Source organism: Saccharothrix xinjiangensis (assembly GCF_039527585.1).
Taxonomy (GTDB): Bacteria; Actinomycetota; Actinomycetes; order Mycobacteriales; family Pseudonocardiaceae; genus Actinosynnema; species Actinosynnema xinjiangensis.
In genome coordinates this window covers 98,693-125,210 of record NZ_BAAAKE010000004.1, presented here as the reverse complement: position 1 = coordinate 125,210, position 26,518 = coordinate 98,693, and the positions used below count along the sequence as shown (strand labels likewise).

Annotated in this window: 25 protein-coding genes, 2 tRNA genes and 1 pseudogene; 17 read left to right on the top strand and 11 right to left on the bottom strand. The window is 70.4% G+C overall.

What is annotated here, in order from left to right:
- Window positions 1–117: 117 nt before the first annotated feature.
- On the top strand, window positions 118–1,002 hold the full coding sequence (locus ABD223_RS43505) for an MFS transporter (protein WP_425563949.1): 885 nt from the start codon (window positions 118–120) through the stop codon (window positions 1,000–1,002).
- Here ABD223_RS43505 and ABD223_RS11165 read toward each other — a convergent pair.
- Window positions 972–2,441 carry a serine/threonine-protein kinase gene (locus ABD223_RS11165; protein ID WP_344036000.1) on the bottom strand — a complete coding sequence of 490 codons (1,470 nt, stop codon included), beginning with the start codon at window positions 2,439–2,441 and terminating at the stop codon, window positions 972–974. The two genes, ABD223_RS43505 and ABD223_RS11165, sit on opposite strands and share 31 nt — an antisense overlap.
- A gap of 422 nt (window positions 2,442–2,863) precedes the next feature.
- Window positions 2,864–3,745: a hypothetical protein gene (locus ABD223_RS11160; RefSeq protein WP_344035999.1), complete on the bottom strand. Its 882-nt coding sequence runs from the start codon at window positions 3,743–3,745 to the stop codon at window positions 2,864–2,866.
- Between the two features lie 1,027 nt (window positions 3,746–4,772).
- Between ABD223_RS11160 and ABD223_RS11155 the strand changes: the two genes are divergently transcribed.
- On the top strand, window positions 4,773–6,122 hold the full coding sequence (locus ABD223_RS11155) for a glycosyl hydrolase (RefSeq protein ID WP_344035998.1): 1,350 nt from the start codon (window positions 4,773–4,775) through the stop codon (window positions 6,120–6,122).
- Here the strand turns inward: ABD223_RS11155 and ABD223_RS11150 are convergent.
- On the bottom strand, window positions 6,119–7,228 hold the full coding sequence (locus ABD223_RS11150; protein WP_344035997.1) for a J domain-containing protein: 1,110 nt from the start codon (window positions 7,226–7,228) through the stop codon (window positions 6,119–6,121). The two genes, ABD223_RS11155 and ABD223_RS11150, sit on opposite strands and share 4 nt — an antisense overlap.
- Window positions 7,229–7,287: 59 nt before the next feature.
- On the opposite strand from ABD223_RS11150, the gene ABD223_RS11145 reads away from it, so the two are divergent.
- From ABD223_RS11145 to ABD223_RS11135, 3 genes are all read left to right on the top strand, one after another.
- Window positions 7,288–7,361, top strand: a tRNA-Arg gene (locus tag ABD223_RS11145).
- Window positions 7,362–7,435: transfer RNA gene (locus ABD223_RS11140), tRNA-Pro, on the top strand.
- Window positions 7,436–7,482: 47 nt separating this feature from the next.
- Window positions 7,483–7,740, top strand: a complete 258-nt coding sequence (locus ABD223_RS11135) for a Prokaryotic metallothionein (RefSeq protein ID WP_344035996.1) — start codon at window positions 7,483–7,485, stop codon at window positions 7,738–7,740.
- 54 nt (window positions 7,741–7,794) lie between these two features.
- Here ABD223_RS11135 and ABD223_RS11130 read toward each other — a convergent pair whose 3' ends face one another.
- The gene (locus ABD223_RS11130) at window positions 7,795–8,274 is read right to left on the bottom strand and encodes a hypothetical protein (protein WP_344035995.1); all 480 of its coding nucleotides are present in this window, start codon (window positions 8,272–8,274) and stop codon (window positions 7,795–7,797) included.
- A gap of 201 nt (window positions 8,275–8,475) precedes the next feature.
- Window positions 8,476–9,282, bottom strand: coding sequence for a metal-dependent hydrolase (locus ABD223_RS11125; protein ID WP_344035994.1), 807 nt, complete (start codon window positions 9,280–9,282; stop codon window positions 8,476–8,478).
- A gap of 261 nt (window positions 9,283–9,543) precedes the next feature.
- Between ABD223_RS11125 and ABD223_RS11120 the strand changes: the two genes are divergently transcribed.
- From ABD223_RS11120 to yhjD, 11 genes and pseudogenes are all read left to right on the top strand, one after another.
- Window positions 9,544–10,764, top strand: a complete 1,221-nt coding sequence (locus ABD223_RS11120; RefSeq protein ID WP_344035993.1) for an NADP-dependent isocitrate dehydrogenase — start codon at window positions 9,544–9,546, stop codon at window positions 10,762–10,764.
- Between the two features lie 217 nt (window positions 10,765–10,981).
- On the top strand, window positions 10,982–11,296 hold the full coding sequence (locus tag ABD223_RS11115) for an SH3 domain-containing protein (RefSeq protein WP_344035992.1): 315 nt from the start codon (window positions 10,982–10,984) through the stop codon (window positions 11,294–11,296).
- A 95-nt stretch (window positions 11,297–11,391) separates the two neighbouring features.
- The gene (locus ABD223_RS11110; RefSeq protein ID WP_344035991.1) at window positions 11,392–12,216 is read left to right on the top strand and encodes an exodeoxyribonuclease III; all 825 of its coding nucleotides are present in this window, start codon (window positions 11,392–11,394) and stop codon (window positions 12,214–12,216) included.
- A gap of 16 nt (window positions 12,217–12,232) precedes the next feature.
- Window positions 12,233–12,541, top strand: a complete 309-nt coding sequence (locus ABD223_RS11105) for a nucleotidyltransferase family protein (RefSeq protein WP_344035989.1) — start codon at window positions 12,233–12,235, stop codon at window positions 12,539–12,541.
- Window positions 12,531–12,878, top strand: coding sequence for a HepT-like ribonuclease domain-containing protein (locus ABD223_RS11100; RefSeq protein ID WP_344035988.1), 348 nt, complete (start codon window positions 12,531–12,533; stop codon window positions 12,876–12,878). The genes ABD223_RS11105 and ABD223_RS11100 overlap by 11 nt, the downstream gene beginning before the upstream one ends.
- 26 nt (window positions 12,879–12,904) lie before the next feature.
- Window positions 12,905–13,030 (top strand): annotated as a pseudogene (locus ABD223_RS11095) (exodeoxyribonuclease III); the annotation flags it as partial.
- A 156-nt stretch (window positions 13,031–13,186) separates the two neighbouring features.
- Entirely contained in the window at window positions 13,187–14,884 is a 1,698-nt protein-coding gene (locus tag ABD223_RS11090) for a TIGR03767 family metallophosphoesterase (protein ID WP_344035987.1), read from the top strand.
- A 160-nt stretch (window positions 14,885–15,044) separates the two neighbouring features.
- Window positions 15,045–17,561 carry a bifunctional FO biosynthesis protein CofGH gene (locus tag ABD223_RS11085; protein WP_380647921.1) on the top strand — a complete coding sequence of 839 codons (2,517 nt, stop codon included), beginning with the start codon at window positions 15,045–15,047 and terminating at the stop codon, window positions 17,559–17,561.
- 328 nt (window positions 17,562–17,889) lie between these two features.
- Window positions 17,890–18,135, top strand: a complete 246-nt coding sequence (locus ABD223_RS11080; protein WP_344035985.1) for a hypothetical protein — start codon at window positions 17,890–17,892, stop codon at window positions 18,133–18,135.
- 108 nt (window positions 18,136–18,243) lie between these two features.
- On the top strand, window positions 18,244–19,290 hold the full coding sequence (gene trpS / locus ABD223_RS11075; RefSeq protein WP_344035984.1) for a tryptophan--tRNA ligase: 1,047 nt from the start codon (window positions 18,244–18,246) through the stop codon (window positions 19,288–19,290).
- 122 nt (window positions 19,291–19,412) lie between these two features.
- Window positions 19,413–20,423 carry an inner membrane protein YhjD gene (gene yhjD, locus ABD223_RS11070; RefSeq protein ID WP_344035983.1) on the top strand — a complete coding sequence of 337 codons (1,011 nt, stop codon included), beginning with the start codon at window positions 19,413–19,415 and terminating at the stop codon, window positions 20,421–20,423.
- 58 nt (window positions 20,424–20,481) lie between these two features.
- On the opposite strand, the gene ABD223_RS11065 is transcribed toward yhjD, so the two are convergent.
- Both ABD223_RS11065 and ABD223_RS11060 read right to left on the bottom strand, forming a co-directional pair.
- Window positions 20,482–20,829 (bottom strand): hypothetical protein, encoded by a 348-nt coding sequence (locus ABD223_RS11065; protein WP_344035982.1) that lies wholly within the window; start codon window positions 20,827–20,829, stop codon window positions 20,482–20,484.
- Between the two features lie 26 nt (window positions 20,830–20,855).
- A complete protein-coding gene (locus ABD223_RS11060) occupies window positions 20,856–21,080 on the bottom strand; it encodes an SCO4848 family membrane protein (protein WP_344035981.1) in 225 nt (74 codons plus the stop codon).
- Between the two features lie 327 nt (window positions 21,081–21,407).
- Here ABD223_RS11060 and ABD223_RS11055 point away from each other — a divergent pair, with 327 nt between their 5' ends.
- Window positions 21,408–22,559, top strand: coding sequence for a D-alanyl-D-alanine carboxypeptidase family protein (locus ABD223_RS11055; RefSeq protein ID WP_344035980.1), 1,152 nt, complete (start codon window positions 21,408–21,410; stop codon window positions 22,557–22,559).
- Between the two features lie 429 nt (window positions 22,560–22,988).
- Here ABD223_RS11055 and ABD223_RS11050 read toward each other — a convergent pair whose 3' ends face one another.
- Genes ABD223_RS11050 through sdhC form a run of 4 tightly spaced genes read right to left on the bottom strand, consistent with a single transcriptional unit; the run spans window position 22,989 to window position 26,381 of the window.
- Window positions 22,989–23,771: a succinate dehydrogenase iron-sulfur subunit gene (locus ABD223_RS11050; RefSeq protein WP_344035978.1), complete on the bottom strand. Its 783-nt coding sequence runs from the start codon at window positions 23,769–23,771 to the stop codon at window positions 22,989–22,991.
- Window positions 23,771–25,522, bottom strand: coding sequence for a succinate dehydrogenase flavoprotein subunit (gene sdhA / locus ABD223_RS11045; protein ID WP_344035977.1), 1,752 nt, complete (start codon window positions 25,520–25,522; stop codon window positions 23,771–23,773). The genes ABD223_RS11050 and sdhA overlap by 1 nt, the downstream gene beginning before the upstream one ends.
- 17 nt (window positions 25,523–25,539) lie before the next feature.
- Window positions 25,540–25,950 carry a succinate dehydrogenase hydrophobic membrane anchor subunit gene (locus ABD223_RS11040; RefSeq protein ID WP_344035976.1) on the bottom strand — a complete coding sequence of 137 codons (411 nt, stop codon included), beginning with the start codon at window positions 25,948–25,950 and terminating at the stop codon, window positions 25,540–25,542.
- A gap of 2 nt (window positions 25,951–25,952) precedes the next feature.
- On the bottom strand, window positions 25,953–26,381 hold the full coding sequence (sdhC, locus tag ABD223_RS11035) for a succinate dehydrogenase, cytochrome b556 subunit (RefSeq protein ID WP_344035975.1): 429 nt from the start codon (window positions 26,379–26,381) through the stop codon (window positions 25,953–25,955).
- Window positions 26,382–26,518: the final 137 nt, after the last annotated feature.

Sequence of the window (26,518 nt, the reverse complement as noted above, 5' to 3'; positions counted from 1 at the left end):
ATTGCACGTCTTGCACGCCACCGCAGGTCAGCTCCTCACCACGTTCGCGATCGCCTACGCGCTCTCGTCACCCGTGCTCGCCGCCCTCACCGGCCGGTGGGAGCGGCGCGCACTGTGGTGGCCGCCCTGGGCACCGCGGCGCTGGGCAACCTGGTCGCCGCGCTCGCGCAGGACTACCCGCTGCTGCTGGTCGGACGGGTCGTCAGCGTCCTCGGAGCGGCCGTCTACACGCCGGGCGCCACGCTCGTCGCGACCGTGCTGAGCCCGCCGGAACAGCGCGGTCACGCGGTCGCCCTGGTGTTCGGCGGTCTGACGTTCTCGCTGCTCCTGGGCGTGCCTCTGGGCAACCTGCTGGGCGCCTCCCTCGGCTACCGCGGCGTTTTCGCGCTGATCGCCCTGGCCTCGACGCTGGCCGCGCTCGCACTGTGGCGGTGGCTGCCACGCGTCGACGCGCCGCCGCCGGTGAGCCTGCGCGACCGGTTCGCGCCCGCTGCGGACCGCCGCGTGCTGCTGGCGCTGGCGCTGACCGTGCTGGCGTGCCTGGCCGCGTTCAGCGTCTTCAACTCCATCGCGCCGCTACTGACCGAGACCGCGGGCGTGACGGGGGGGCGCGGTGAGCGCGCTGCTCGTCGCCTGCGGCCTGGGCGGAGTGCTCGGCAACTGGGCGGCGGGCCGGCTCACCGACCGGTTCGACACCCGGAAGCTGCTGCCGGCGCAGTTCGGCATCTTCGTGGTCGTGCTGGCCACGCTGCCGCTGACCACGACCACCCCGGTGACGGCGGCGGTCGCGCTGTTCGCCTGGGGCGCGCTGACCTGGTCGGTCAACCCGCCGATCCAGGGCATGCTGATCGACCTGGCCCCGCCAACGGCGGCCTGCTGCTCTCGATCAATGCCTCCGCGATCTACCTGGGCGTGGGCCTGTCAGGCGCGGTCGGCGGGCTGGTGCTGCTGCTGTTCGCGCTGAGGCCGGTTCAGGAGCCGAAGGCGCTCGTGGTGACCTGACCGGCGCCGGGTTCGGAGGCCAGGCAGTGGAAGTACGAGCGGTTGCCCTCGGTGAATCCCACGGCGGTGATCTGCCACGTCGAGGTGTCCACGGTGGGGCGAGTGTTGGCCTTCATCGCCCCGGCCGTGCACACGCCGACGACCTCGGGCGCCTTGGCCAGGTCGTCGCTGCTCACCCTGGGCACCGGACCGGACAGCCAGCCGCCCGCGAAGGCCTCCCAGAAGTGCTCGACCGAGCAGTCCGCGGCTCGGCGCGCGACGGCGGGCTGGCCGCCGAAGTTGTTGATGCCGTGGTAGCAGGTGGGTTCGGCGACGCAGAAGCCCGTGCCGCAAGCGTCGAGGAACGGGGGAGGCTCGCCGGCGGCGGCCCGAGTGACGTCGGTGGTGCTGCTCGGTGCGCCGTCACCCGCCTGAGCGTCGGTGTCGCGGTTGGTCCACCACCACGCGCCGACCGCGACCACTGCGGCCAGCGCCGCCGCGCCGAGGACGACCGGCAGGCTTTTCTTGGGGGTGGGCGGTGAGGTGGCGAAAGCTGGCGCGACGTACTGCGGGGTCTGCGGCGGCCCGCTCGGGATTTGCGGCGGCCCGCTCGGGGCGCCCCACGGCGCTTGCGGCCCGACCTGTGGCGGCGTGACCGCCCCCGACCGCCCATCCAACTCCCGCTGCAGGAGGGCTGCGCTCGGAGTCCGGTTGGCGGTGTCGGGCTCTAGCGCCCGCACCAACGCCTCGTGCAGGTCGCGAGGCACACCAGGTACCGGCGGCACGGGTGAGCGCAGCACCTCACCGAGGTGGTCGAACGACTCCACGGGCCAGGGCACGGGCCGAGGAGGCTTGCCCGCGAGCAGGTCGTACAGGGTGGCGGCGAGCGAGTACACGTCCGCAGCGGGCGTCGGGTGGGCCATCGCGAACGCCTCGGGCGGGGCGTAGCTGGGGCTCAGCGAATCGCGCGTGACAGTGCTGGAGCCCTCGGCGTCCAGCAGGGCGGCCAGCCCGAAATCCGCGAGCTTGGCCGTGCCGTACCGGTCGAGCAGGATGTTCCCGGGCTTGATGTCCCGGTGCAGCACGCCTTCCGCGTGGGCGACCGCCAACGCGTCCGCGAGCTGGATCCCGAACTGCCTCACCCGTTCCGGTTGTTGAGGCCCCTCACGCTTGACCAGGTCGGCCAACGACCCACTCGTGCACAGCTCCATGACCAGGTAAGGCGTCCCGTCGGGCGTGAAGGCGGCATCATGCACCGACACCACGTGCGGGTGACCGGACAACCGCGCCGCAGCGTGCGCCTCGCGCAGGAACCGCCGCCGGTCGCGCTCGGTCCGCAGCACGCGATTGTCGATCTTGACGGCGACCTCGCGGTTCAACTGGACCTGACGGGCCCGGTAAACGGTCGCGAACCCGCCCTGGCCCAGGGGGGTGAGGTCGGAGAGCCCGGGCAACTGCACGTCAGGACTCTAACCGGCGGGGTCGGGGCGCGGGCACGTTGTCATCATCGGCTCTGTGCAACTCCAGGTCACCCGGCCTGGACAGTCCTCAGCTCGCCTGACCTCGCAGCGCCTTGAGCCGCTCAATACGACCACCCGCCCTCGAAGGCGGCACCAGGCCTTCGATTGGTCCGGGAGGAGCTGACGGATCTTTGTGTCTCCGTGGAAGTTTCGAGTGGGACCAGAACCGACGTCAGGAGTCTTGCCCTAGACAAGTGAAATAAATTTATTGTGCAGGTAAGGCGTGCGTCGATTTTATTTTCGCCGGAAACGGTGGTACAGTCCTGCCCGGAGGCGTGAGGTCGAATCGGAATGGCTGCCTGTTCGGCGATTGCGACTCCTGTGGGGTGGGACGAGCGCCAACTCGTCCCACCTCACGACTGTTAGTTGTTGCGCTCTACCGGGGTGGGCATCGTCTCTCCCTTGCGGAAGGCGATCAGCTTCCTTGACTCACCGTTTACCCAGTCGTTCCAGCCTTTGATGTAGATCGCCAGGTGTTCGCGTGCGTTCATGCGGCGCCTACCTGCTTGGGCGCGTCCGTTCACGAAGAAGTTCCTGAACGCCAACCGGGGGTCGCCAAGATCAAGATTGGCGCCGGTCAGGATCCCCGAGAACCACTCTTCGGAGTTGATCTTCGGTGCGGCACGTTCGGTCAAGTAGATTCCGGTCGCGCACGCTGAGGCGATAATCCCGGTGTTCGCGGCCAGGGGGCGTGCCCGTCGGACGCAGTCGAGCATGCCTGGATGGGTCTTGCTCAGTTCGAGGATCTGATCGTTCGTCGTCCTCGTTCGCCCCCCGCTCCAGCTGCCGATGTCTTTGGGGAGGGTTTCGTACATGTACAGGTAGCGCAGTGCTGCTGCCAGGTGATTGGTGTCCTGCGCTCCCGTGAGTCGGAGCGTGTCACCTGCGCTCCTCCTCTTTCCCGTGTCCACCACGCTGAACGTGTCGCGCTGTACGCCCCTGATCACCAGCATCGGTACGGACTTTCCGGACTTCACCACTGCGGCCAGTCGGTGCTGGCCGTCCAGGAGCACCCCTTGGTGGTCCACGGCGATGCCTTGGTGGGAGAGCTTCCATTCCCCTCGCACCATGGCGCTCGCGTACATCTCGACCGTGTGGCGGTCGAGAGGGCGGTTGTCGATGTTGCGACCCAGGATCTCGGTGGCGACCTCGGGGGTCAGGATGTATATGCCGGACAAGATTTCTTCGTTCCCTGAGGGGAACTTGAGTTCACGCCCCTCGAGGGACGGAAAATTTACGGGCATCCATCTTTCCTAGTTAGAGGTGGACGCTTTCGCGTCTGATGAGTCGTAGGTTTGGCTGCCTGTTGGCGTCAAGAACGCTACCACAGCTAGATCCGGTCACGGTGCCACCTCTCGTCGAGCGAAAGTTTGATCTCCCCAATTTTGCGGATTCGGGGGATGTGTTCAGGTCGTCTCTAGCGAAGCCTCAGTGCATGCGGGAGGCGGTGCGGGTGCCAAGGATCGAAGTCTGTGCACCGTTGGGTTCGGGAGTGGGAAAACTGCAGCTCGGCACTACGTTTCATGTTCCTCTAGCGGAACCTCTTGGCAAGCGTCCTGGCAACGGTTCAGCTGCTCCTGCTGTCGGAATGTGCGGTATGTCGAGTCGCCGCCGCGAGCCGGATGAGTGGTCCGGAACTGATCAAGGAGACGATGGGTGTGTCAGGCAGATCCGGCGTGCCGGTCCCGTTGTCGATGCCCTGCTCGTCGGGGGAGGGGGTCGACGGCGGTCGACGCTGGGCAATCTGGTGGCCATCGGTTTGTGCCACTGTGGTGACACAAACCGGTGTTACCGCTCATCGCGGGCGTTCGATCAACTCCGCTACGCGACTCGCCGCTGGCCCTTTGAATCATGGGCACGTCAGGTCTGTTGATCCGGGAGCGGGATCCTGGTGATTGCTCGCTTGCTGGACGGCCCGTGCCACAAGTCGAGCAGTGTGCTGCTCGGGCAACATGCCGGTCGGCAAAGCGAACATGTTGTCGACCGGTAGTTCGCCGGCCTCGGGGTTCTATGCCGGACGCTCCAGGGGCAGGGTGACATGCGAGGTCGCCGTTCGAGCTCGGAGATCAGCTCGAACGTCCGCCGCGACTGCCTGCAAGTCGCCAGGGTCGATGTTGAACAGTCGACGCCTGGGGCGGAGGGCTTGGTCGGTCTCCCGGTGACTGGGAAGGACATGCGCCAAACGGTTGACTGCTTAACCGGTTAACCACTACCGTGCGAACTTCGTCGCCGTACCTCCTGAGGCCGCCACCTTGAGGAAGGTAGGAAGCAGTGCGCACAGCAATGATGCTGGCAGCCTTGCTGCTGGTCACGATCGCCCCGCCGGTTTCGGCGGCGCCACCGCCCGTGCCCGTGGTCGACTATCTGAACCGTATAAGTGGCACCCGCACCGTGACCGGGATGCACAACAAGGAGCCGAACTCCGACCCCGCCCGCCACACCGCCAAGGTCCACGCGATCACCGGCGTCTACCCCGGTCTGTGGGGCGGTGACTTCCTGTTCGCGCAGGACGACGTGAACCACCGCCAGCGCATGGTCGACCAGGCGAAGACCGAGTGGCGCAACGGCTCGCTGGTCACCCTGACCTGGCACGTCTGCCCGCCCACGCGCGGCAGCAGCTGCGGTTGGGACGCGGGGGTGCAGGACCGGCTCACCGATGCCCAGTGGACCCAGTTGGTCACCGGCGGCACGTCGCTGAACAACGCTTGGAAGGCGCGGTTGGACGAGGTCGTGCCGTTCTTGCGGCAGCTGCTGGACGCGGGGGTGCAGCCGCTGTTCCGGCCGCTGCACGAGATGAACGACCCGTGGGCCTGGTGGGGTGGCCGGCCGGGTGCGAGCGGCAGCCGCAAGCTCTACCAGATCACCTACGACCACCTGGTCCGCACGCGCGGGCTGGCCGGCATGGCGTGGGTCTGGAACGTCAAGGACCTCGATCCCGCCGGCATCGCCGACTACTACCCCGGCGCGGGCTACGTGGACGTCGTGTCGCTCGACGCGTGGAACAGCTTCTGGCCCTCCGCCACCTACTACGACACCCTCAAGGCCATCGCGAACGGCAAGCCGCTGGCGCTCGCGGAGGTCGGTCGGGTGCCGTCGCCGCAGGAGCTGGCGTCCCAGCCCGACTGGACCTACTTCATGGCCTGGCCCGAGTTCTTCGACGACAAGGCGATCAACCCGGACAGCGCCGTCCGCGCCACCTACGCCTCTCCCCGCGCGGTCAACCAGGGCCAACTGACCTCGGGCGCCAACCTGGCGCTGGGCCGGCCCGCGTACTCGACGGCCACCGAGAGCGCCGCGCTCCCCGCCGCCCACGCGTTCGACGGCGACCCGGCCACCCGCTGGAGCAGCGCGCACACCGACCAGCACTCGCTGTGGGTCGACCTCGGGGCGGCCAGGGCGATCAGCCGGGTCAGGCTCGACTGGGAGGCCGCGCACGCGCGCCGGTACCAGCTCCAGACCTCCCTCGACGGCGTCTCGTGGACGACGGTCCACGAGAACTACGCGGCCGACGGCGGCACCGACGAGGTCGCGGTCGGCGTCACCGCCCGGTACGTGAAGCTGTACGCGTTCCAGCGCGCCACGCCCTACGGCTACTCGCTGTGGGAGATGGGCGTCTACTAGGCCCGCGTGATCGGCACGACCTGGTCGAGGAGCAGGCGCAACGCCTCCCGGTCCACCGTGGCCGGGTCCTCGGCCAGCCAGTCGCCGACCTCCTCGACGAACTGGGCGGGCGTCATCGGCGGCACGACGGCGTCGGCCGGCTGTTCCGTCGTCACCGCGCCCGCCCGGCTCGGGTGCACCAGCAGGGCGCAGCGGACCTCCAGCCACGGCAGCAGCTTCCGGTACACCGCCAGGCTGCGCGGCAGCCGCGTGCCGCCGCCCCGGAACGGGTGGCCGTTGCGCCACAGCGTGCCGTCGTCCTCGGCCTCGTAGTGGCCGGGCAGCCACGACTTCGACTCGATCAGCACCAGCCGCCGCCCGCACAGCACGGCGTGGTCGACGTCGGCGAACACCGAGCCCGGCCACGCCAGGCCGTGGAAGACGCGGACGCCCGGCAGGCGGGTCAGGTAGCGGTTGAGCAGCTCGGCGGTGAGGCGCTCGCAGACCCGGTCGTCCGTGGTCCCGTGGGTCACGTCGGTGTCGTGGTCGCGCGCGAACGCCTGGTCCGCGCGCACCGCCCGCAGGTACCGCCGGACCAGCCGGAACACGGTCGTCGCCGCGGCGGCCGCCACGAGCAGCCACACGCCCAGCGCCAGCGGCGAGAAGTCGATCACGACCACCGGCAGCAGCAGGAGGACCCAACCGCACACGGCGGCCAGCGCGGGCGCGTGCCCGGGGCCCGAGATCGGCGCGTACCGCACGCGCTGCCCCAGGTCGACCAGGTGCCACCACGGGATGCCGCCGAGGTCCACCACGGGCTTCGGGGGTACGAAGTCGGGGTCCTCGCCGAGGTTGCGCGCCCGCCCGGTCCGGGCCGAGCGCGGCGGCCTGGTCGGCGAGGTCGGTCGCGCGCCCGGTCGGGTGTGCGACCAGCCCCGGTCGTAGTCACGCCGGCGGGCCGGGTCCCGCAGGGTGTCATATGCCTCTTGCAGCATGCGGAAGGTGCCGGAGGACCCGCCCGCGTCCGGGTGCATGACCTTGGCCAGGGAGCGGTAGGCGGACTTGATCTCCGCTTCGGACGCGTTGCGACCGACACCGAGGAGCTCGTAGTAGTCGACCCCGCGCACGCGGCAGACCTTAGCGGCACTGTCTGAAAAGCGGTCCGAATGGTTAGGGTTGTCGCCTGGAGCCCGGTAGCGCAGTGGTTGACGCGCCCTCTGCCGAAGAGGGAGGACGTCGGTTCGAATCCGGCCCGGCTCGGGACCATGTAGCGCAGTGGTTGACGCGCCCTCCCCCTGGGAGGGAGGACGCCGGTTCGAGTCCGGCCTGGTCCGCGAGGCTTCGAGTTGCCGCACCGCCGGGGGTGCCGCACGCTGCGCCCATGGCGACTTGTGACGTCTGCGGCAACGACTACTGGATGGCCTTCGAGGTGCGGACCGTCGGCGGCGGGGTGCACACGTTCGACAGCTTCGAGTGCGCGATCCAGCGCCTCGCGCCGCGCTGCGAGCACTGCGACTGCCGGATCCTCGGGCACGGGGTCGAGGTGGAGGGGCGGTTCTTCTGCTGCGCCCACTGCGCGCGCAGCGCGGAGGACATGGGCGCCCAGATCAAGGACACGGTGGGCGCCCACCCAGGCTGAGGTGGTCGTGCGGCCGGTTTGGTCGCCCGGTGAGGTCGGTCGCCCGACGCCCCTTCAGCGGGCCTGGAGCACCAGCCGGCCGTTGGCGAAGAACGGCTGGAGGTCGCCTCGCGCGTCGACGCTCTTGATGCCGTGCGGCAGGACCTCCTCGATCGCGCTGAACGCGATGATGTCCGACACCCCGTAGCGGCCGCGCAGCGTGCGCTGGCCCGGGAACCGCAGCGCCCGGCCCTCCCGCCGGTCGCGGTGGGCCAGGGCGGCTCTCAGGGCGCCGCGCGTCAGCTGCGCCGGGCCGGCCAGGTGTTGCAGGTCGCCGTTGTGCACGGCCACCCCGTAGCCGCGTTCGATGAGGGTCGAGATCGTGTTCTCCGACGGCTCGTCGGCGAGCCGGAACGACAGGGCGTGGTGCTCCTCCACCGCGTGCACGCACACGACGTGCGCGTGGAACAGCAGCGTCTCGTACAGCGACACCGCCACGGCGTCCGCGGTGGCGGTGTCGGCGTGACCGGCGTCCAAGCCGAGCCAGGTGGTCATCCGGCGGCCTCGACAACGTTGTCGTGCGTGTGTTCGGGCACGAGTTCTCCTCGACGCGGGTCAACGCGGGACGGGGTGCGAGGAGGCTACTCCGATCGGGTGATGTCCTGGTAGCCGCCGAATGGCCGTTGTCTGAATCGCCCTCGCGATCCGGGCAGGGCTCGGCAGCCGGTCGGGACAGCCGGCCGAGGCGGCCGGTCGTCAGATCGGCAGCAGGTCGAACGAGTCCAGGAACGGCAGCGCGCCCGCCCGCTGGAGCGCCGCGGCGGACAGCCAGACGCTGAGGATGGTGATCAGCGGGCCGATCACGGCCATCTCGACCTTGCCGCCGGTCTGCATCCGCATGACCTTCGGCGGCGCGACCGGGAACCACGTCTTGCCCGCGAGCGGGATCGGCCACAGGATCGGGCAGCCCTGCTCGGTGATCGCGTCGCCCAGGAAGTGCGCCACGCACCCGATCCCCACGGCCAGCCCGCACGCCGCCGCGCTGGCCGGCGTCTGCGTGGTCCACGCCAGGCAGAGGATCGTGATGCCGGCCGACACGCCCGTGATGAGCAGGGCGTCCCTCTGCGGGCACCAGTCGTTCATGATGCCGCGCACGGCCAGGCCCGCGAACACGAACATCAGCGCGGGCAGCGCCCACTTCTGCGACTGCTGCACCACCGCCGTCGTGAACACGGCGGCGACCATGGCGAACGCCAGGGTGTGGGTGAGGCCGCGGTGCCCGCCGTCGCGCTTGGAGTCCTTGCGGGTGCGCGTGGTGCGGTAGACGAACTTGCTGGTGGTGTTGATCAGGGCCGACGCGCCCTGGCTGACCGGCCCGAACGTCCGGGAGATGGTGGACGACGGGTGGTCGAGGTCGGGCAGCAGGGCGGCGCCGGTGGCCAGCACCGCGCCGACCGCCCAGCTCTGCGGGGTGAGCTGCCCGATGGGGTGGTCATCGGCGAACGCGGTCACCGCCGCCCAGGCCAGCAGACCGCTCATGGCGTGGGTCGGACCCGTCGACAACGCTGCCCCCTTGATCACTCGACTGGGGTCGAGGTTAGCGGGCCGGACGCCCGGAGCGCCGCCGAACGGCGAACGAGTGTTCGAGTGTCGCCCCGGGGCGCGGCCCGGCCGGCGGGCTGGTTGTATTGGCACAGGAAACACAGCCACCACCCGGCCCGGCGGTGTGACGCCGTTCCCTTTTTCGGCCCGAGGTGACGCAAGCAGCCCGACATAGCAGTACGCTTGTCTTGCTTGCACTGTTGCGAGAGGAGCGCCCGGAGTATGGGCAAGATCAAGGTTCAGGGGACCGTCGTCGAGCTCGATGGCGACGAGATGACCCGGATCATCTGGCAGTTCATCAAGGACAAGCTGATCCACCCGTACCTGGACGTCAACCTCGAGTACTACGACCTGGGCATCGAGCACCGGGACGCCACCGAGGACCAGGTCACGGTCGACGCCGCGCACGCCATCAAGGAGCACGGCGTCGGCGTCAAGTGCGCCACCATCACGCCGGACGAGGCCCGGGTCGAGGAGTTCGGCCTGAAGAAGATGTGGGTCTCGCCGAACGGCACGATCCGCAACATCCTCGGCGGCGTGGTGTTCCGCGAGCCGATCATCATCAACAACATCCCGCGGCTCGTGCCGGGCTGGACCAAGCCGATCATCATCGGCCGCCACGCCCACGGCGACCAGTACAAGACGCAGAACTTCCGCGTCCCCGGCGCGGGTGAGCTGACCATCACCTTCACGCCCGAGGACGGCAGCGAGCCGATCAAGCACGTGGTGGCCAACTTCGGCCCCGACGGCGGCGTGGCGCTCGGCATGTACAACTTCAACAAGTCCATCGAGGACTTCGCGCGCGCCTCGCTCTCCTACGGGTTGCAGCGCAACTACCCGGTGTACATGTCCACCAAGAACACCATCCTCAAGGCGTACGACGGCGCCTTCAAGGACATCTTCCAGAAGGTGTTCGAGGAGGAGTTCAAGGCCGAGTTCGACGCCAGGGGCCTGACGTACGAGCACCGCCTGATCGACGACATGGTGGCCGCCGCGATGAAGTGGGAGGGCGGCTACGTCTGGGCGTGCAAGAACTACGACGGCGACGTGCAGTCCGACACGGTCGCGCAGGGCTTCGGCTCGCTGGGCCTCATGACGTCGGTGCTGATGACGCCGGACGGCAAGACCGTCGAGGCCGAGGCCGCGCACGGCACGGTGACCCGGCACTACCGGCAGCACCAGGCCGGCAAGCCGACCTCCACCAACCCGATCGCGTCGATCTTCGCGTGGACGGGCGGCCTGAAGCACCGCGGCAAGCTCGACGGCACCCCCGAGGTCACCGGCTTCGCCGAGACCCTGGAGCAGGTCATCATCTCCACCGTCGAGAGCGGCAGGATGACCAAGGACCTGGCGCTGCTGGTCGGCCCGGACCAGGAGTGGCTGACCACCGAGGACTTCCTCGGCACCCTGGACGAGAACCTCCAGAAGAAGATGGCCGGCTGACGCCGATCGCCCCACCCCGGAGGGCCCGACCGCGTTCGCGCGGTCGGGCCCTCCGGCTTCTCGGGTGACCTCCGGGTGACCGGGGTGGCTCCTCCGTGATCGCTCGGTGACCGCCTCACCCGGTCGGTTCGCCGGCCGGGTGGATCCGGCGCGCTGCCGGTTTTCGCGGGACCTCCGGCGCTATACCTGCACTTCGGGAGAGGTGCCTGGAGGCGTGATGTTGGGTGTTCCCGTACGGGGCATGGTCGTGCTCGGCGTGCTGGGCGCGGCCGGGTTGATGTACGTCGCCAACGGCGGCGAGAGGTTGGGTGCGGAGGGGGAGGGCACGGGGGAGTGCAGGGTGACGGTGGTCGCGGACATCCTCAACGTCCGGTCCGGGCCCGCCGACACCCAGCCGATCGTGTCGACCCTGCGGCGCGACTTCGTGGTGGCGGCCGAGCCGCGGGTGGAGAACGGGTTCCGGTTGCTCTCCGAGGGGCGCTGGGCGAAGGAGGAGTTCGTGGTGCCGACCGAGGACAGCGGCTGCTCGTGACTTCGTGGGCGGCCGGTGGCGGGTGGCCGGGGCCGGGCGCGGCGCCGGCGCACCCGCGCGGGTGGGTGGTCGCGGAGCGTGGCTAGGCTGCGGACGTGCTGACTGTCTCGACCGTCAACGTCAACGGGCTGCGCGCGGCGGCGAAGAAGGGCTACCGCGAGTGGCTCGCCGCCACGGCGGCGGACGTGGTGTGCCTCCAGGAGGTGCGCGCCGAGCCGGGGCAGTTGCCGGAGGAGGTGCGGTCGCCCGAGGGGTGGCACGTCGCGCACGCGCACTCCGAGGCGAAGGGTCGCAACGGGGTCGCGGTGCTGACGCGGGTCGCGCCCGAGGCGGTCCGGGTCGGGTTCGGCGCGCCGGAGTTCGAGCACTCCGGGCGGTACGTGGAGGTCGAGCTGCCGGACGTGGTGGTGGCGTCGCTCTACCTGCCCAGCGGTGACGTCGGCACGCCCCGGCAGGACGAGAAGGACCGGTTCATGGCCGCGTTCCTGCCCCACCTCGTGGAGCTGCGGGACAAGGCCGCCGCCGGCGGGCGGGAGGTGCTGGTGTGCGGCGACTGGAACATCGCGCACCGGCCCGAGGACCTGAAGGCGTGGAAGACCAACCAGAAGTCGTCCGGGTTCCTGCCCGAGGAGCGGGCCTGGCTGGACCGGGTGTTCGGCGAGGCGCGGTACGTGGACGTGGTGCGCTCCCTGCACCCGGACGTGGCGGGGCCGTACACGTGGTGGTCGTACCGGGGCAAGGCGTTCGACAACGACTCCGGCTGGCGGATCGACTACCAGGTGGCGACGCCGGGGTTGGCGGCCCGCGCCTCGTCGGCCGTGGTGGAGCGGGCGGCCACCTACGGTGAGCGGTGGTCGGACCACGCGCCCGTGACCGTGAGCTTTGACTGGCCCAGGACCGGGGATCAGGCACAATCGTGAGCGGGAGGTGGCGTCCGTGCACGAGGTCATCGCGGCCAAGCGGTCCGAGGTCGAGGACCTGTGCCGCGCGCTGGGTGTTCGCCGTCTCGACGTGTTCGGGTCCGCTGTCGGTGACTCGTTCGACGTGGTGACCAGCGACGTGGACGTCCTCGTGGAGTTCGACGCGGGTCCGGGCTTCGACTACTTCGGCAGTTACTTCGCCCTGAAAGAAGGGCTGGAGCGGATTTTCGGCCGGCCGGTTGATCTCGTGAGCGGTTCCAGCATCCGCAACCCGTACTTCCGGCAGCGCGTGATGGAGACCCGGGAACAGTTGTATGCGGCCTGATCCCCGCGCCTACCTCTGGGACGCGTCGCAAGCCGTTGACCTGCTGCGCCAGTTCAGCGCCGGCAAGTCGTTCGCGGACTACGAGGCGCACGCCATGCTGAGGTCGGCGGTCGAGCGGCAGTTCGAGATCATCGGCGAGGCCCTGAACCAGCTCCGCAAGGTTGACGCCGAACTCGCGTCGGCCATCCCGGACGTCAACCGGATCATCGCGTTTCGCAACATCCTGATCCACGGGTACGCCTCGGTTGATGACGCTCTGGTGTGGCAGACGCTCATCGACAAGGTGCCCGCGTTGGACCAGGTGCTTCGCCGACTGCTCGATCAGGCGGGTGACTGACGGGTTCGACAACGCGCATCCGCCGGCGGATCGACTACCAGGTGGCGACGCCGGGGTTGGCGGCCCGCGCCTCGTCGGCCGTGGTGGAGCGGGCGGCCACCTACGGTGAGCGGTGGTCGGACCACGCGCCCGTGACCGTCGTGTACGGCTGAGGCCCTGCGGTCGAGGGGTGCGTGGTCGACCCGCGTCCCGGAACGGTTCACCCGACGATCGCCTTCGCTCGTTCGGCCGCACTTCGCCCCGAGTTCGTGACCTGCCCACCGGATCGTGAGAAGTTTTCACGACAGCCGAGACGTGGGGAGCGGTCGATGGGGATCAGCCGGCGGCGGTTCTTGCAGGCGACGGGCGGGGCGGGGGCGGTGCTGCTGTGGGGCGGGCCCGCCTGGGCCGCCACCACCGGCACGACCCTCGACGTGGCGGCGCTGCCCTCGGGCGGCCAGGGGTACCGCCGGTTGCAGGCCGGGCCGGGGTGGCCCGTGGTGGTGCGGTCCGAGCTGGCGCCGCCCGGGGCCGGGCGGGCCGACCGGCGCGTGCCGCTCGCCTGCTTCGCCCAGTTCACCGACATGCACGTAGTGGACACCCAGAGCCCCGCCCGCTTCGAGTACACCCACCCGCTGCTGGGCGGCGGGGCGTTCCGGGCGCACGAGACCCTCGCCCAGCACACCTCCGCCGCGCTCGTGCGGAAGGTCGGCGAGGTGCGCACCGGGCCGTTCACCGGACGCCCGATCGACTTCGTGGTGACCACCGGCGACAACACCGACAACCACGAGCTGGTCGAGCTGGACTGGTTCCTCACCGTGCTCAACGGCGGCCGGATCACCGCCAACACCGGCGACCCGACCCGGTACGAGGGGGTGCAGGACTCCGGCGTCGCCGCCTACTGGAACCCGCACTCCGCCCTCGTCGACGACTACAAGGCCAAGGGCTTCCCGGTCGTGCCCGGCCTGCTCGACGCCGCGATCCGGCCGTTCGACAGCCCGGGGCTGCGCATCCCCTGGTACTGCACGTTCGGCAACCACGACGACAGCGTGGTCGGCACCCTCCCGGACGGCATCCCGTTCATCGACGCCCTCTACACCTCCGACCGCAAGCTCGTGGGCGTCGACGCGACCACGGCGAACCGGGTGGCCAGGGCCTTCACCGACCCGGCGGCGATCCCCGACGCGCTGGCCGCGCTGGTGTCGGCGGCGGGGGGCTCGGGCGTGGTCCGCGCCGTCACGCCGGACGCCCGGCGCAGGCCGTTCACCACGGCCGAGTTCGTCCGGGCCCACCTCGACCCGCGCCACACCGGGCCCGGACCGCACGGGCACGGGTTCACCCAGGACAACGCGGACGGCGTGGACGTCTTCTACACCTTCCGCGTCGCGCCCGGCGTGACCGGGATCAGCCTCGACACCACGACCACGGCCGGGCTCTCGGAGGGCTCCATCGGCCTGCACCAGTACCTGTGGCTGGAGAAGGTCCTCAAGCGCGGCAGCTCCCGCTACTACGACGCGTTCGGGTTCGAGCGCCGGCAGGGCGTCACCGACGAGCTGTTCATCCTGTTCAGCCACCACAGCAGCTGGACCATGGACAACCTCCTGCCGGACCGCCGCCGCCCGCTCGACCCGCGCCTGGGCGGTGACGCGCTGGTGGACCTGCTCCAGCGCTTCCCCAACGTGGTGGCCTGGGTCAACGGCCACACCCACGAGAACCGGATCGTGCCGCACGGCAGCGGTGAGCGCGCGTTCTGGGAGATCAACACCGCCGCTCACGTCGACCACCCGCAGCACGCCCGGATCATCGAGCTGGTCGACAACGCCGACGGGACGCTGTCGCTGTTCACCACGTTGGTCGAAGGGGACGCGCCCTACCAGGCCGATTACGGCGACCAGTCGCCGCGCGGGCTGGCCTCGCTGGCCCGGGAGTTCGCGTTCAACGACCCGCACGCCGATCCGGCGGCGGTGGGGGCGGTGGTGGACCGGAACACGGAGTTGGTGGTGGCCGGGCGTAGTCCGGTGCGCTGAGCGGTGGAGCGGTGAGCCGCGGTCCGGTGGGCGGGGTGCGTTGGGCGGCCGTGCCGGAAGTCACTCCGGAGGCGATCGGGAATTCCCGGCACCTAAGGTCGTTGTCGTGGCCGTGGACATCTCGATCACCCCGCCCGAACCGACGCCCAGCCCGTCGGCGATGCGGCGCGCGCTGCGCCGTGCCGCCGACGGCGCGGTACTCGACGTCACCGAGGCCGCCGTGCTGCTGCACGCCCGCGGTGAAGACCTGGACGCGCTGCTCGACGCCGCGGGTCGGGTGCGCGACGCCCACCTGCTGGCCGAGGATCGGCCCGGGGTCGTCACCTACAGCCGCAACGCCTTCATCCCGTTGACGCGCCTGTGCCGGGACCGCTGCCACTACTGCACGTTCGCCACCGTCCCGCACCGGCTGCCCGCCGCGTTCCTGGAGCGCGACGAGGTGCTGGACATCGCGCGGCGGGCCGCGGCGCAGGGGTGCAAGGAAGCCCTCTTCACGCTGGGTGACCGGCCCGAGGACCGCTGGCCGCAGGCGCGGGAGTGGCTGGAGGCGCGCGGCTACTCGTCGACGCTCGACTACGTCCGGGCCTGCGCCATCGCGGTGCTGGAGGAGACCGGGCTGCTGCCCCACCTCAACCCCGGCGTGCTGGGCTGGGAGGACCTCCAGCGGTTGCGGCCGGTCGCGGCGAGCATGGGCATGATGCTGGAGACCACCTCCGAGCGGCTCTGGCGGGACAAGGGCGGTCCCCACTACGGCAGCCCGGACAAGGAGCCCGCGGTGCGGCTGCGGGTCCTGACCGACGCGGGCCGGGTCAACGTCCCGTTCACCACCGGCATCCTGATCGGCATCGGCGAGACGGTCACCGAGCGCGCCGAGTCGCTGCTCGCCATGCGCGGCGTGGCGCGGCAGTACGGGCACGTGCAGGAGGTGATCATCCAGAACTTCCGGGCCAAGCCGGACACCGCGATGCGCGGGATGCCGGACGCCGACCTGCGCGAACTGGCCGCCACGATCGCGGTGGCGCGGCTGGTCATGCCGTCGTCGACGAGCGTGCAGGCGCCGCCGAACCTGGTCGGCGAGGAGTTCGGGCTGATGCTGCGCGCCGGTGTCGACGACTGGGGCGGCGTGTCCCCGGTGACGCCCGACCACGTCAACCCGGAGCGGCCGTGGCCGCGGGTGGACGCGCTGGCCGGGCACACCCGCGAGGCCGGGTTCGAGCTGCGGGAGCGGCTGGCCGCCTACCCCCGGTACGTGACCGCGCCCGCCGGGCAGTGGATCGACACCCGGCTCGCCGGGCACGTCGCCGCGCTGGCCGGGCCCGACGGGTTGGCCGACCCCGGCGCGCCGGTGGTCGGGCGGGAGTGGCAGGAGCCGGACGGCGGGCTCGACACGTACGGGCGGGCCGACCTGAACACCGCGATCGACACCGAGGGGCGCACGGGGGACCGGCGGGGCGACTTCGACAGCGTTTACGGCGACTGGGCGTCGTTGCGCGTGCCGGTGGGTGGCGCTGCGGGTGTCGGCGCTGCGGGTGTCGGCGCTGCGGGTGGGGCGGTCGTGCCGCGGTTGCCCGGGGACGCCAAGCGGGCGCTGTCGATCGCCGCGGACGACCCCGCCCGGTTGCTGGAGGACACCGACGCGGCGCTGGCGCTGCTGACCGCGGAGGGCGAGGCCCTGGAGACCATGGCCCGGCTCGCCGACGAGCTGCGCGCCTCGGTGGTCGGCGACGACGTCACCTACGTGGTCAACCGCAACATCAACTTCTCGAACGTCTGCTACGTCGGCTGCCGGTTCTGCGCCTTCGCGCAGCGCGAGCGCGACGCCGACGCGTTCCGGCTGTCCGTGGAGGAGGTCGTGCAGCGGGCGCGGGAGGCGTGGGACGCCGGCGCCACCGAGGTCTGCATGCAGGGCGGCATCGACCCGAAGCTGCCCGTCACCTACTACGCCGACGTGGTGCGGGCGATCAAGGCGGCGCTGCCGGGGATGCACGTCCACGCGTTCAGCCCGATGGAGGTCGTCAGCGCGGCGGCCAAGGCGGGCGTGGGCGTGCGGGAGTGGCTGACCGAGCTGCGCGCCGCCGGCCTGGACAGCATCCCGGGCACCGCCGCGGAGATCCTGGACGACGACGTGCGCTGGGTGCTGACCAAGGGCAAGCTGCCCGCCGCGACCTGGGTGGACGTGGTCGCCACCGCGCACGAGGTCGGCATCAGGTCGTCCAGCACGATGATGTACGGGCACGTCGACCACCCCGGGCACTGGCTCGGGCACTTCCGGGTGCTCGCCTCGTTGCAGGACCGGACCGGTGGGCTGACCGAGTTCGTCGGGCTGCCGTTCGTGCACCGCAACGCGCCCATCTACCTGGCGGGCGTGGCGCGGCCCGGCCCCTCGCGGCGGGACAACCGCGCGGTGCACGCCTTCGCCCGGCTCGCGCTGCACGGGCGCGTGGACAACGTCCAGTGCTCGTGGGTGAAGCTCGGGGACGAGGGGACCGCGGAGGTGCTGCGCGGCGGGGCCAACGACCTGGGCGGGACGTTGATGGAGGAGACCATCAGCCGCATGGCCGGGTCCGAGCACGGGTCGGCGCGGACGGTGCGGCAGTTGGAGGCCACGGCGGCGCTGGCCGGGCGGCCTGCTCGGCAGCGGACCACCACGTACGGGCGGGTGGAGGAAGTGCGGTAGGGCCGGGGAGGGCTGGGGGTGTGGCCGGGGAGGGCTGCGCGGCGGGGAAGGGGTGCGGTGCGGCCGGGGTGCGCGGTGCGGGTGGTGCGGCAGGCCGAGAGGTGCGGCCGTTCGGCGGTGTCGTTCGGCCGGGTGGCGGGTGCCGTACCCCCTGTGGTGTGACCGAAACATCGCTGTGGATACCCTGCTGCGGTCGCGTCGGCCGAACGGAACACGCCAGTGTCACACCTTCGGCAGGTTCGCGGCCGTCCGTCAACAGAGGTTCACCCCCTTGGTGGGTGGCGCGGTGTTGGTGAGGAGCTGGGCAGTGCGCGGTCGCGGTGCGGTCTTGGGATTGGTCCTGGGCGCGGCGTCTTCGCTGGTCGTCGACGGTGTCGCGGTGGCTGCCGACAGCGCGGCGGCGGCCGGGGGCGTGGTCGCCGCTCCGCCGATCTCCCTGGACGCGCCGGTCGGCATCGCGGCTGTGGGCTTCGGCGTGGTCGGGCTGGTCGCCGGGCTGCTCCGCAGGCGCAAGGCCGCGCTGGTGCGCGCGGCCGCCCAGGAGCCCGACGTCCGGGCCGCCACCGGGGTCTGAGCGCCCGGGCGGTCGTTCGGCCGGGACCGACCGGCCGGGTCCGGGGCGGTTCGAGGTGTCGTCGACCCGCTACCCGCGACCGGTGGTCGGCCTGGGAGAATCGTTCCCGTGGCCCCTGAGACCCCCGCTGACAACGCCGGCGAGAGTGCCGCCGCTCCGGTGAGCCGGCCCCGCGTCCTGTCCGGCATCCAGCCGACCGCCGGCTCGTTCCACCTCGGCAACTACCTCGGCGCGTTGAGGCAGTGGGTCGCCCTCCAGGAGACGCACGAGGCGTTCTACGCCGTGGTCGACCTGCACGCGATTACCGTCGAGCAGGACCCCAAGGTGCTGCGGCAGAACACGCTGGTGTCCGCGGCGCAGCTGCTCGCGCTCGGCATCGACCCGGAGCGCTCCGCGCTGTTCGTGCAGTCCCACGTGCCCGAGCACGCCCAGCTGAGCTGGGTCCTCCAGTGCCTGACCGGGTTCGGCGAGGCCAGCCGCATGACCCAGTTCAAGGACAAGTCCGCGCGGCAGGAGGCCGGGGTCGGCGTCGGCCTGTTCACCTACCCGATCCTCCAGGCCGCGGACATCCTGCTGTACCAGGCGCACCACGTGCCGGTCGGCGAGGACCAGCGGCAGCACCTGGAGCTGACCCGCGACCTGGCGCAGCGGTTCAACAGCCGGTACGGCAAGACGTTCCGGGTTCCCGAGCCCCACATCGTCAAGGACACCGCCAAGATCTACGACCTCCAGGACCCGACGTCGAAGATGTCGAAGTCCGTGCCGGCGGGCGTGGTGGAGCTGCTGGAGGACCCGAAGCGGTCCGCCAAGAAGATCCGGTCGGCGGTCACCGACACCGGGCGCGAGATCGCCTACGACCCCGAGCACAAGGCCGGGGTGAGCAACCTGCTGGTGATCTACTCGGCGCTGAGCGGCGAGTCGGTCGAGTCGCTGGTGGCGAGGTACGAGGGCAAGGGCTACGGGGACCTCAAGAAGGACCTCGGCGAGGTGCTGGTCGAGTTCGTGACGCCGGTGCAGGCGCGGGTCGCGGAGTACCTGGCGGACCGGGCCGAGCTGGACAAGGTCCTGGCGCGGGGCGCTGAGCGGGCCCGGTCGGTGGCGGCCAGGACGTTGGCCCGGACCTACGAGCGGATCGGGTTCCTGGCCGGGGCCTGAGCCGCCGGGCCTGAGTCGCCGGGATCCACCGCGGGTGGCTGATCCTGTCGGAGTGGCGGGCGAGCCGGTGAGGATGACCCGTTCGAGTGGCGCGTGATCAAGGCGGGCCTTAGCTTTTCCGTGTGGCGGACAACGCTGGGGGCGAGTCGAAGGTCGATCGGCTGCGCCGGGAGAAGCCGTGGCTTGACCACCTGTTCCGCGCCCTCCAGCGCTACCAGGAGCAGTACGGGGCGCACTACGCGGCGGCCGTGACGTACTTCAGCGTGCTGTCGCTGGTGCCCATGCTGATGATCGGGTTCGCGGTCGCCGGTTTCGTGCTCGCCTCGCAGCCCGGTCTGCTGGACGAGATGAAGGTGAGCATCGCGGAGGCGGTGCCCGGCGCGCTGGGCACCACGATCAACGACGTGGTCGAGCAGGCCGTCAAGTCCAAGGGCACGGTGGGCGTGCTGGGCCTGCTGACCGCGGCCTACTCGGGCCTGGGGTGGATGAGCAACCTGCGGGACGCGCTGACCGCCCAGTGGGGCCACGCCAAGGAGGACCGGCCGTTCCTGAAGACGACGCTGAAGGACCTGTTGGCGCTGGTCAGCCTCGGTCTGGCGCTGGTGGTGTCGTTCGGGTTGACGGCGTTGGGCAGCGGGTTCGCCGAGCTGGTGCTGCGCTGGATCGGCCTGGACGGCGTCGGCTGGGCGCAGGCGCTGCTGAAGGCCGGCACGATCGTGCTGGCGCTGGCGGCGAACTGGCTCGTGTTCCTGTGGGTGCTGGCGAAGCTGCCGCGCAAGCCGGTGGGCTGGCGGAGCGCGGTCAAGGGCGCGCTGGCGGCCGCGGTCGGGTTCGAGGTGCTCAAGCAGGCCGGGACGCTGTACCTGAGCACCATCACCACGTCACCGGCCGGCGTCGCGTTCGGGCCGGTGATCGGCGTGCTGTTCTTCGCCAACCTGGTGGCGCAGTTCCTGCTGTTCATCACGGCCTGGACGGCGACGGCCCGGGAGAACCTGCTGAAGGAACCGCCCGCGGCGCCGGCGCCGGCGGTGATCAGGCCGGTGGTCGAGGTGCGGTCCGGGCCCAGCCCCCGCGCCGCGGCCGGGTTGGTGGGCGCGGGGGTGCTGCTGGGGGCCCTGTTCCGCCGTCGGTGACGTTCTCCTGTTGGCGTCCCGCTGTCGGTGGCGTCCCCGTGGTCGGCCCCTGGTTCGTTCAGACCCAGAAGACCGCGATGCCGACGTTGAGGACGACCAGGCCGGCCAGGGCCGGGGTGAGCCAGGTCGCGGGCCTGGGCTTGTTCAGGTTCACCGCGACCAGCGCCGCGATCGCCACCAGGACCAGCGTCTTGATACCGATCTTGATGTGGTCGTACTCCTGGTCGGTGAGCGGCGCGAGGCCGACCAGGGCGACGCCGGTGAGCAGCTGGAGCGCGCTGCCGTGCAGCCAGCCCTTGTTCAGCGGGGCGTCGGCGCCTGCCCGGCGCTGGACGAAGAACATCGCGACGAGCATGCCCATGCCGAGCAGGTGCAGGAACACCAGCAACAGGCGCACGAACTCCACGGCGGAGCCTCCAGGTGTGGTGGGTTCTACTGCCGGCCCGCCCGCAGGCCGCGCACGCCGAGCAGGCCGATGACCGTGCCGAACGTGAGCGACGCGACGACGAGCAGCAGGTGGACGGTGAAGAACGCGGTCGGCCCGTCGTCCCACGAGCGGGGGTCCTTCCAGATGTTGCGCAGGAAGGTCGGCCAGATCACCCAGGACCACACCCCGAAGGCAAGCAGGAAGACGGACATGCCGCGGGAGAGCTTCACCTGAGCAGTATCCGACGTGGCGGGTGCAGGTCACTCATCCGGGGTGGTTAGCCTGGACAGGTGCGACCCTCCGCGTTCCGACGGTCCGTTGCCCCGGTGCTGGCCGCCTGCACGGCTGCCTGTGCGCTGACGGCCACCGCGGTGCTCGCTGCCGCGCCGGCCTCGGCGTCGGCTGTTGCGCCTGGTGTGGCGGTTCATGAGCTGGTTCCCGGGGCGGCGGGTGAGCCGGCGCCCGGGGCTGCTGCCGGGGTGGCTCCCGGGGCTGGTCCCGGGTTGGCCGCTCGGGCTCAGCCGGCCTGCGAGAACAAGGTGTCACCGCCGCCCCCGGTGGACACCTCCGAGCAGGTGCCGCCCGGTGAGCAGCCGCCCCGGCCGCTGGAGGTGCCGGAGAACCCGGTCGGCGGCGACCGGCTCGGCGAGTGCGGCCTCGTGCTGCCGTCGAACGCGCCCGTGCTGCCCGACGACATCTCGGCCGCGAACTGGCTGCTGGCCGACCTCGACAGCGGGGCCGTGCTGGCCGGGCTGGACCCCCACGGGCGGCAGCGGCCCGCCTCGGTGATCAAGGTGCTGCTCGCGACGGTGGCCGCCAAGGAGCTGGCGCCGGACTCGACCGTGGTCGCCACGGCCGAGGACGTCGCGCAGGAGTGCACCTGCGTCGGGTTGCGCAACGGGGCCACGTACACGGTGGAGCAGCTGCTCCAGGCGCTGGTGATGGCCTCGGGGAACGACGTCGCCCACGCGCTGGCGCGCAGGTTGGGCGGCATCCCGTCGGCGATCCGGAAGATGAACGCGCTGGCGGCTGAGCTGGGCGCGCTGGACACGCGGGCCGTGACCCCCTCAGGGCTGGACGGGCCGGGCACCTCGACGTCCGCGTACGACGTGGCGCTCATCTTCCGGGAGGCGATGAAGTACCCGGACTTCGTCAAGGCCGTGCAGATGCAGCGGATCAACTTCCCGGCCGCCAACGGCAACGGGACCGTGCAGGTCGTCAACGACAACCGGATGCTGACGACGTACCAGGGCGCGCTGGGCGGCAAGTCCGGGTTCACGGACGATGCGCAGCACACGTTCGTCGGGGCCGCGGAGCGGAACGGGAAGCGGCTGGTGGTGGTGCTGCTGCGCGGGCAGCAGTCGCCGGTGAGGATGACCGAGCAGGCGGCGCGGCTGCTGGACTACGGGTTCTCGTTGCCCCCGTCGGCGTCGGCGGACCCGGTCGGGCGGTTGGTCGAGGGCGCGCCGCAGGCGCGGAAGAAGACCACGGAGCCCCGGCCCACCAGCACGTCCGCGGCGGTGGGAGGGGTCGCGAACACGGCTGACGGGCCGCGGAACACGGCCATGGAGAAGGCGTTCGGGAACGTGGGCGGGCCGATCACGGCGGTGGCCGGGATCGGGTTGCTGCTGGTGCTGGGGATGTACTTGCGGAGTCGGCGGGCGAAGGCGGCGCGGGCGGCGCGGGCTTCGGGTACGCAGCCTTCGTAGGGTCTTTTGGTTCACGGGCTTGAGAGCTTGAAGGCTTGAGAGCTTGAAGGCTTTAAAAGCGGTCGCTCGCCGCTGGGCAGGCCTCCGGGGGAAGTGCGTGGGGCTCGTGGTCTCCCGTATGGCCTGCCTGAGGCAACCACACTCGTCAAGGGTCCCGCGAAGGGCGTGCGGGACCCTTGACAAGCGCGGTTGGGCTGCGCCCAGGCCATACGGGAAACCACGAGCGGCTCCAGCTTTGCCAAGCCGCCCGGGTCGGGTAGCCGGTTCCTTTTCGTCGGCGTGTCGTCCGGTCGGACATCGCGTGTCATCCGGTCAGGCATCGCGAGTCGTACGTTCCGGTCGGGCGTGTCGTACGTTCAGGTTGGGTGAGTTCCACGTTCAGGCCCCTCCGGGCTGGGCTCGGAGGGGCCTGAACTGCGGGGTTTTGTCCTAGACGCGCTTGAAGAGCAGGGCGCGCTTGACCTCTTGGATCGCCTTCGTCACCTGGATGCCTCGCGGGCAGGCGTCGGTGCAGTTGAAGGTGGTGCGGCAGCGCCAGACGCCGTCCACGTCGTTGAGGATGTCCAGGCGTTCTTCCGAGCCCTCGTCGCGGCTGTCGAAGATGAAGCGGTGCGCGTTGACGATGGCGGCGGGGCCGAAGTAGCTGCCCTCGGTCCAGTACACGGGGCACGAGGTGGTGCAGGCGGCGCACAGGATGCACTTCGTGGTGTCGTCGAAGCGCTCGCGGTCGGCGATGGACTGGACGCGTTCGCGCGTGGGTTCGTTGCCGTACGTGATGAGGTACGGCTTGACCGCCCGGTAGGCCTCGAAGAACGGCTCCATGTCCACCAGGAGGTCCTTGTGGACGGGGAGGCCCTTGATCGGCTCGATGGTGATGGTCGTCTGCTTGCCGTTGGCGGCCAGGAGGTCCTTGAGCAGGACCTTGCACGCCAGGCGGTTGACGCCGTTGATGCGCATGGCGTCCGAGCCGCAGATGCCGTGGGCGCACGAGCGGCGGAACGTCAGGGTGCCGTCCAGGTACCACTTGACGTAGTGGAGGAGGTTCAGGACCCGGTCCGAGGGGAGCGCCGGGATCTCGAAGTCGTCCCAGCGGGGCTCGTCGTCGAACTCCGGGTTGAAGCGCCGGATCCTGAGGGTGACGGTGATCGCGCCGTCCGGTACGGGTGGCTGGTTGCCGCGGGAGCCGGTCGGTGCTTCAGCGGTAGCGGTCATCAGTACTTGCGCTCCATCGGCTGGTACCGGGTGAACGTCACGGGCTTGTAGTCCAGGCGGATGTCGGTCTGGAGGCCTTCACCCTGCTTGTAGTACATGCTGTGGCGCATGAAGTTCGTGTCGTCGCGGTTGGGGTAGTCCTCGCGGGCGTGGCCGCCGCGCGATTCCTTGCGCGCCAGGGCGCCCACGACGAGGACCTCCGCCAGTTCGAGGAGGAAGCCCAGCTCGACCGCTTCGAGGAGGTCGGTGTTGAACCGCTTGCCCTTGTCCTGGACGGTGATCCGCTCGTACCGCTCCTTGAGGGCCTGCACGTCGTGCAGCGCCTGCTTGAGGGTGTCCTCGGTGCGGTAGACCGACGCGTTGGCGTCCATGGTGGCCTGGAGCTCGGTGCGGATGTCCGCCACCCGCTCGTGGCCGTGCTCGGACAGGACGTGGGTCACCTGCTCCTCGACGTTCGCCGCCGGGTTCTCCGGCAGGTCGAGGTGCTCGTGGTTGTTGGCGTACTCGGCGGCGGCGATGCCCGCGCGCCGGCCGAAGACGTTGATGTCCAGGAGGCTGTTGGTGCCCAGGCGGTTGGCGCCGTGCACGGAGACGCAGGCGCACTCGCCCGCGGCGTAGAGGCCGGGGACGATGTTGTCGTTGTCCCGCAGCACCTCGCCGTGCACGTTGGTGGGGATGCCGCCCATCGCGTAGTGCGCGGTCGGGTAGACCGGGACGGGTTCCTTCACCGGGTCGACCGCGAGGTAGGTGCGGGCGAACTCGGTGATGTCGGGGAGCTTGGACTCCAGGACCTCGGCGCCCAGGTGGGTGCAGTCGAGGAGGACGTAGTCCTTGTTCGGGCCCGCGCCGCGGCCTTCGAGGACCTCCAGCGCCATGGACCGGGCCACGATGTCGCGCGGCGCCAGGTCCTTGATGGTGGGGGCGTAGCGCTCCATGAACCGCTCGCCGGAGGCGTTGCGGAGGATCGCGCCCTCGCCGCGGGCGCCCTCGGTGAGGAGGATGCCGAGGCCGGCCAGGCCGGTCGGGTGGAACTGGTAGAACTCCATGTCCTCCAGCGGCAGGCCCTTGCGGAAGACGATGCCCATGCCGTCGCCGGTGAGGGTGTGCGCGTTGGACGTGGTCTTGAAGACCTTGCCGAAGCCGCCGGTGGCGAAGACGACCGACTTGGCCTGGAAGACGTGGATCTCGCCGGTGGCCAGCTCGTACGCCACGGCGCCGGTGCAGACCGGGCCGTTGTCGGTCTCGGTCAGGCAGATGTCGAGGACGTAGAACTCGTTGAAGAACTCGATCCCGTGCTTGACGCAGTTCTGGTACAGCGTCTGGAGGATCATGTGACCGGTGCGGTCGGCCGCGTAGCACGCCCGGCGCACGGCGGCCTCGCCGTGGTTGCGGGTGTGGCCGCCGAACCGGCGCTGGTCGATCTTGCCCTCGGGCGTGCGGTTGAACGGCAGGCCCATCTTCTCCAGGTCGAGGACCGCGTCGATGGCCTCCTTCGCCATGATCTCGGCGGCGTCCTGGTCGACCAGGTAGTCGCCGCCCTTGATCGTGTCGAAGGTGTGCCACTCCCAGTTGTCCTCCTCCACGTTCGCCAGCGCGGCGCACATGCCGCCCTGCGCGGCGCCCGTGTGGGACCGGGTGGGGTAGAGCTTGGTGAGGACCGCGGTGCGGGCGCGTTGACCTGCCTCGATCGCCGCGCGCATGCCGGCGCCGCCGGCGCCGATGATGACGACGTCGTACTTGTGGTACTGCATGTGCTCTCCGCGGCGGGTCAGTCGGTGATGTTCGGGTCGAAGGTGAAGATCACGTACGTGCCCATGCCGATGATCAGCACCATCGACACGTACAGCAGCACCTTGAGCCAGAACCGGGTCGCGTCCTTGCGGGCGTAGTCGTTGATCACGGTGCGCAGGCCGTTGCCGCCGTGGATCTGGGCCAGCCACAGCATCGCCAGGTCCCAGAACTGCCAGAACGGGGACGCCCAGCGGCCCGCGACGAAGCCGAAGTTGATGCGGTGCACACCACCGTCGAGGATGTTCATGATGAACAGGTGGCCGAGCACGAGGACCACCAGCGCCACGCCCGAGATGCGCATGAACAGCCAGCTGTACAGCTCGAAGTTGCTGCGGCGGGCGGCGGGGCGACGGGGGGAGCGGGGCTTGTCGAGGATGAGTTCGCTCATGATCAGTGACCCCCGCCGAACAGGTCGGTAACCGTGCGGACCATCATGTAGTAGGTGCCGGGGATCATCACCAGCACCCAGACGCCGAGCACCGCCCACAGCATCTGCTTCTGGTAGCGCGCGCCCTTCTCCCAGAAGTCGACCAGCATCACCCGGATGCCGTTCAACGCGTGGTAGAGCACCGCGCCGACCAGGCCGACCTCGAAGAGGTTGACGACCGGGTTCTTGTAGGTCTCGATGACCTTGTCGTACGCGTCCGGCGACACCCGGACCAACGCGGTGTCCAGGACGTGCGCGAACAGGAAGAAGAACGTCAAAACACCGGTGATGCGGTGGGCGACCCAGGACCACATGCCCAGGTCCCCGCGGTAGAGCGTTCCGCCCCCTTTGGAGCTGCTGCCCGCCCTCTCGGGTGCGGTGGTGCCGGCCATGCGCAACGGCCTCCAGCGTCAGTGGTGGACTGGTCTTTACTAGGACCTTGACCCTCGGATGCTAGACCCGCTCGCGCCGCCCGACCCAACAGCATGACCCGTCTGTGAGCGACTAGACACCAGGTGGCCGCTGGATC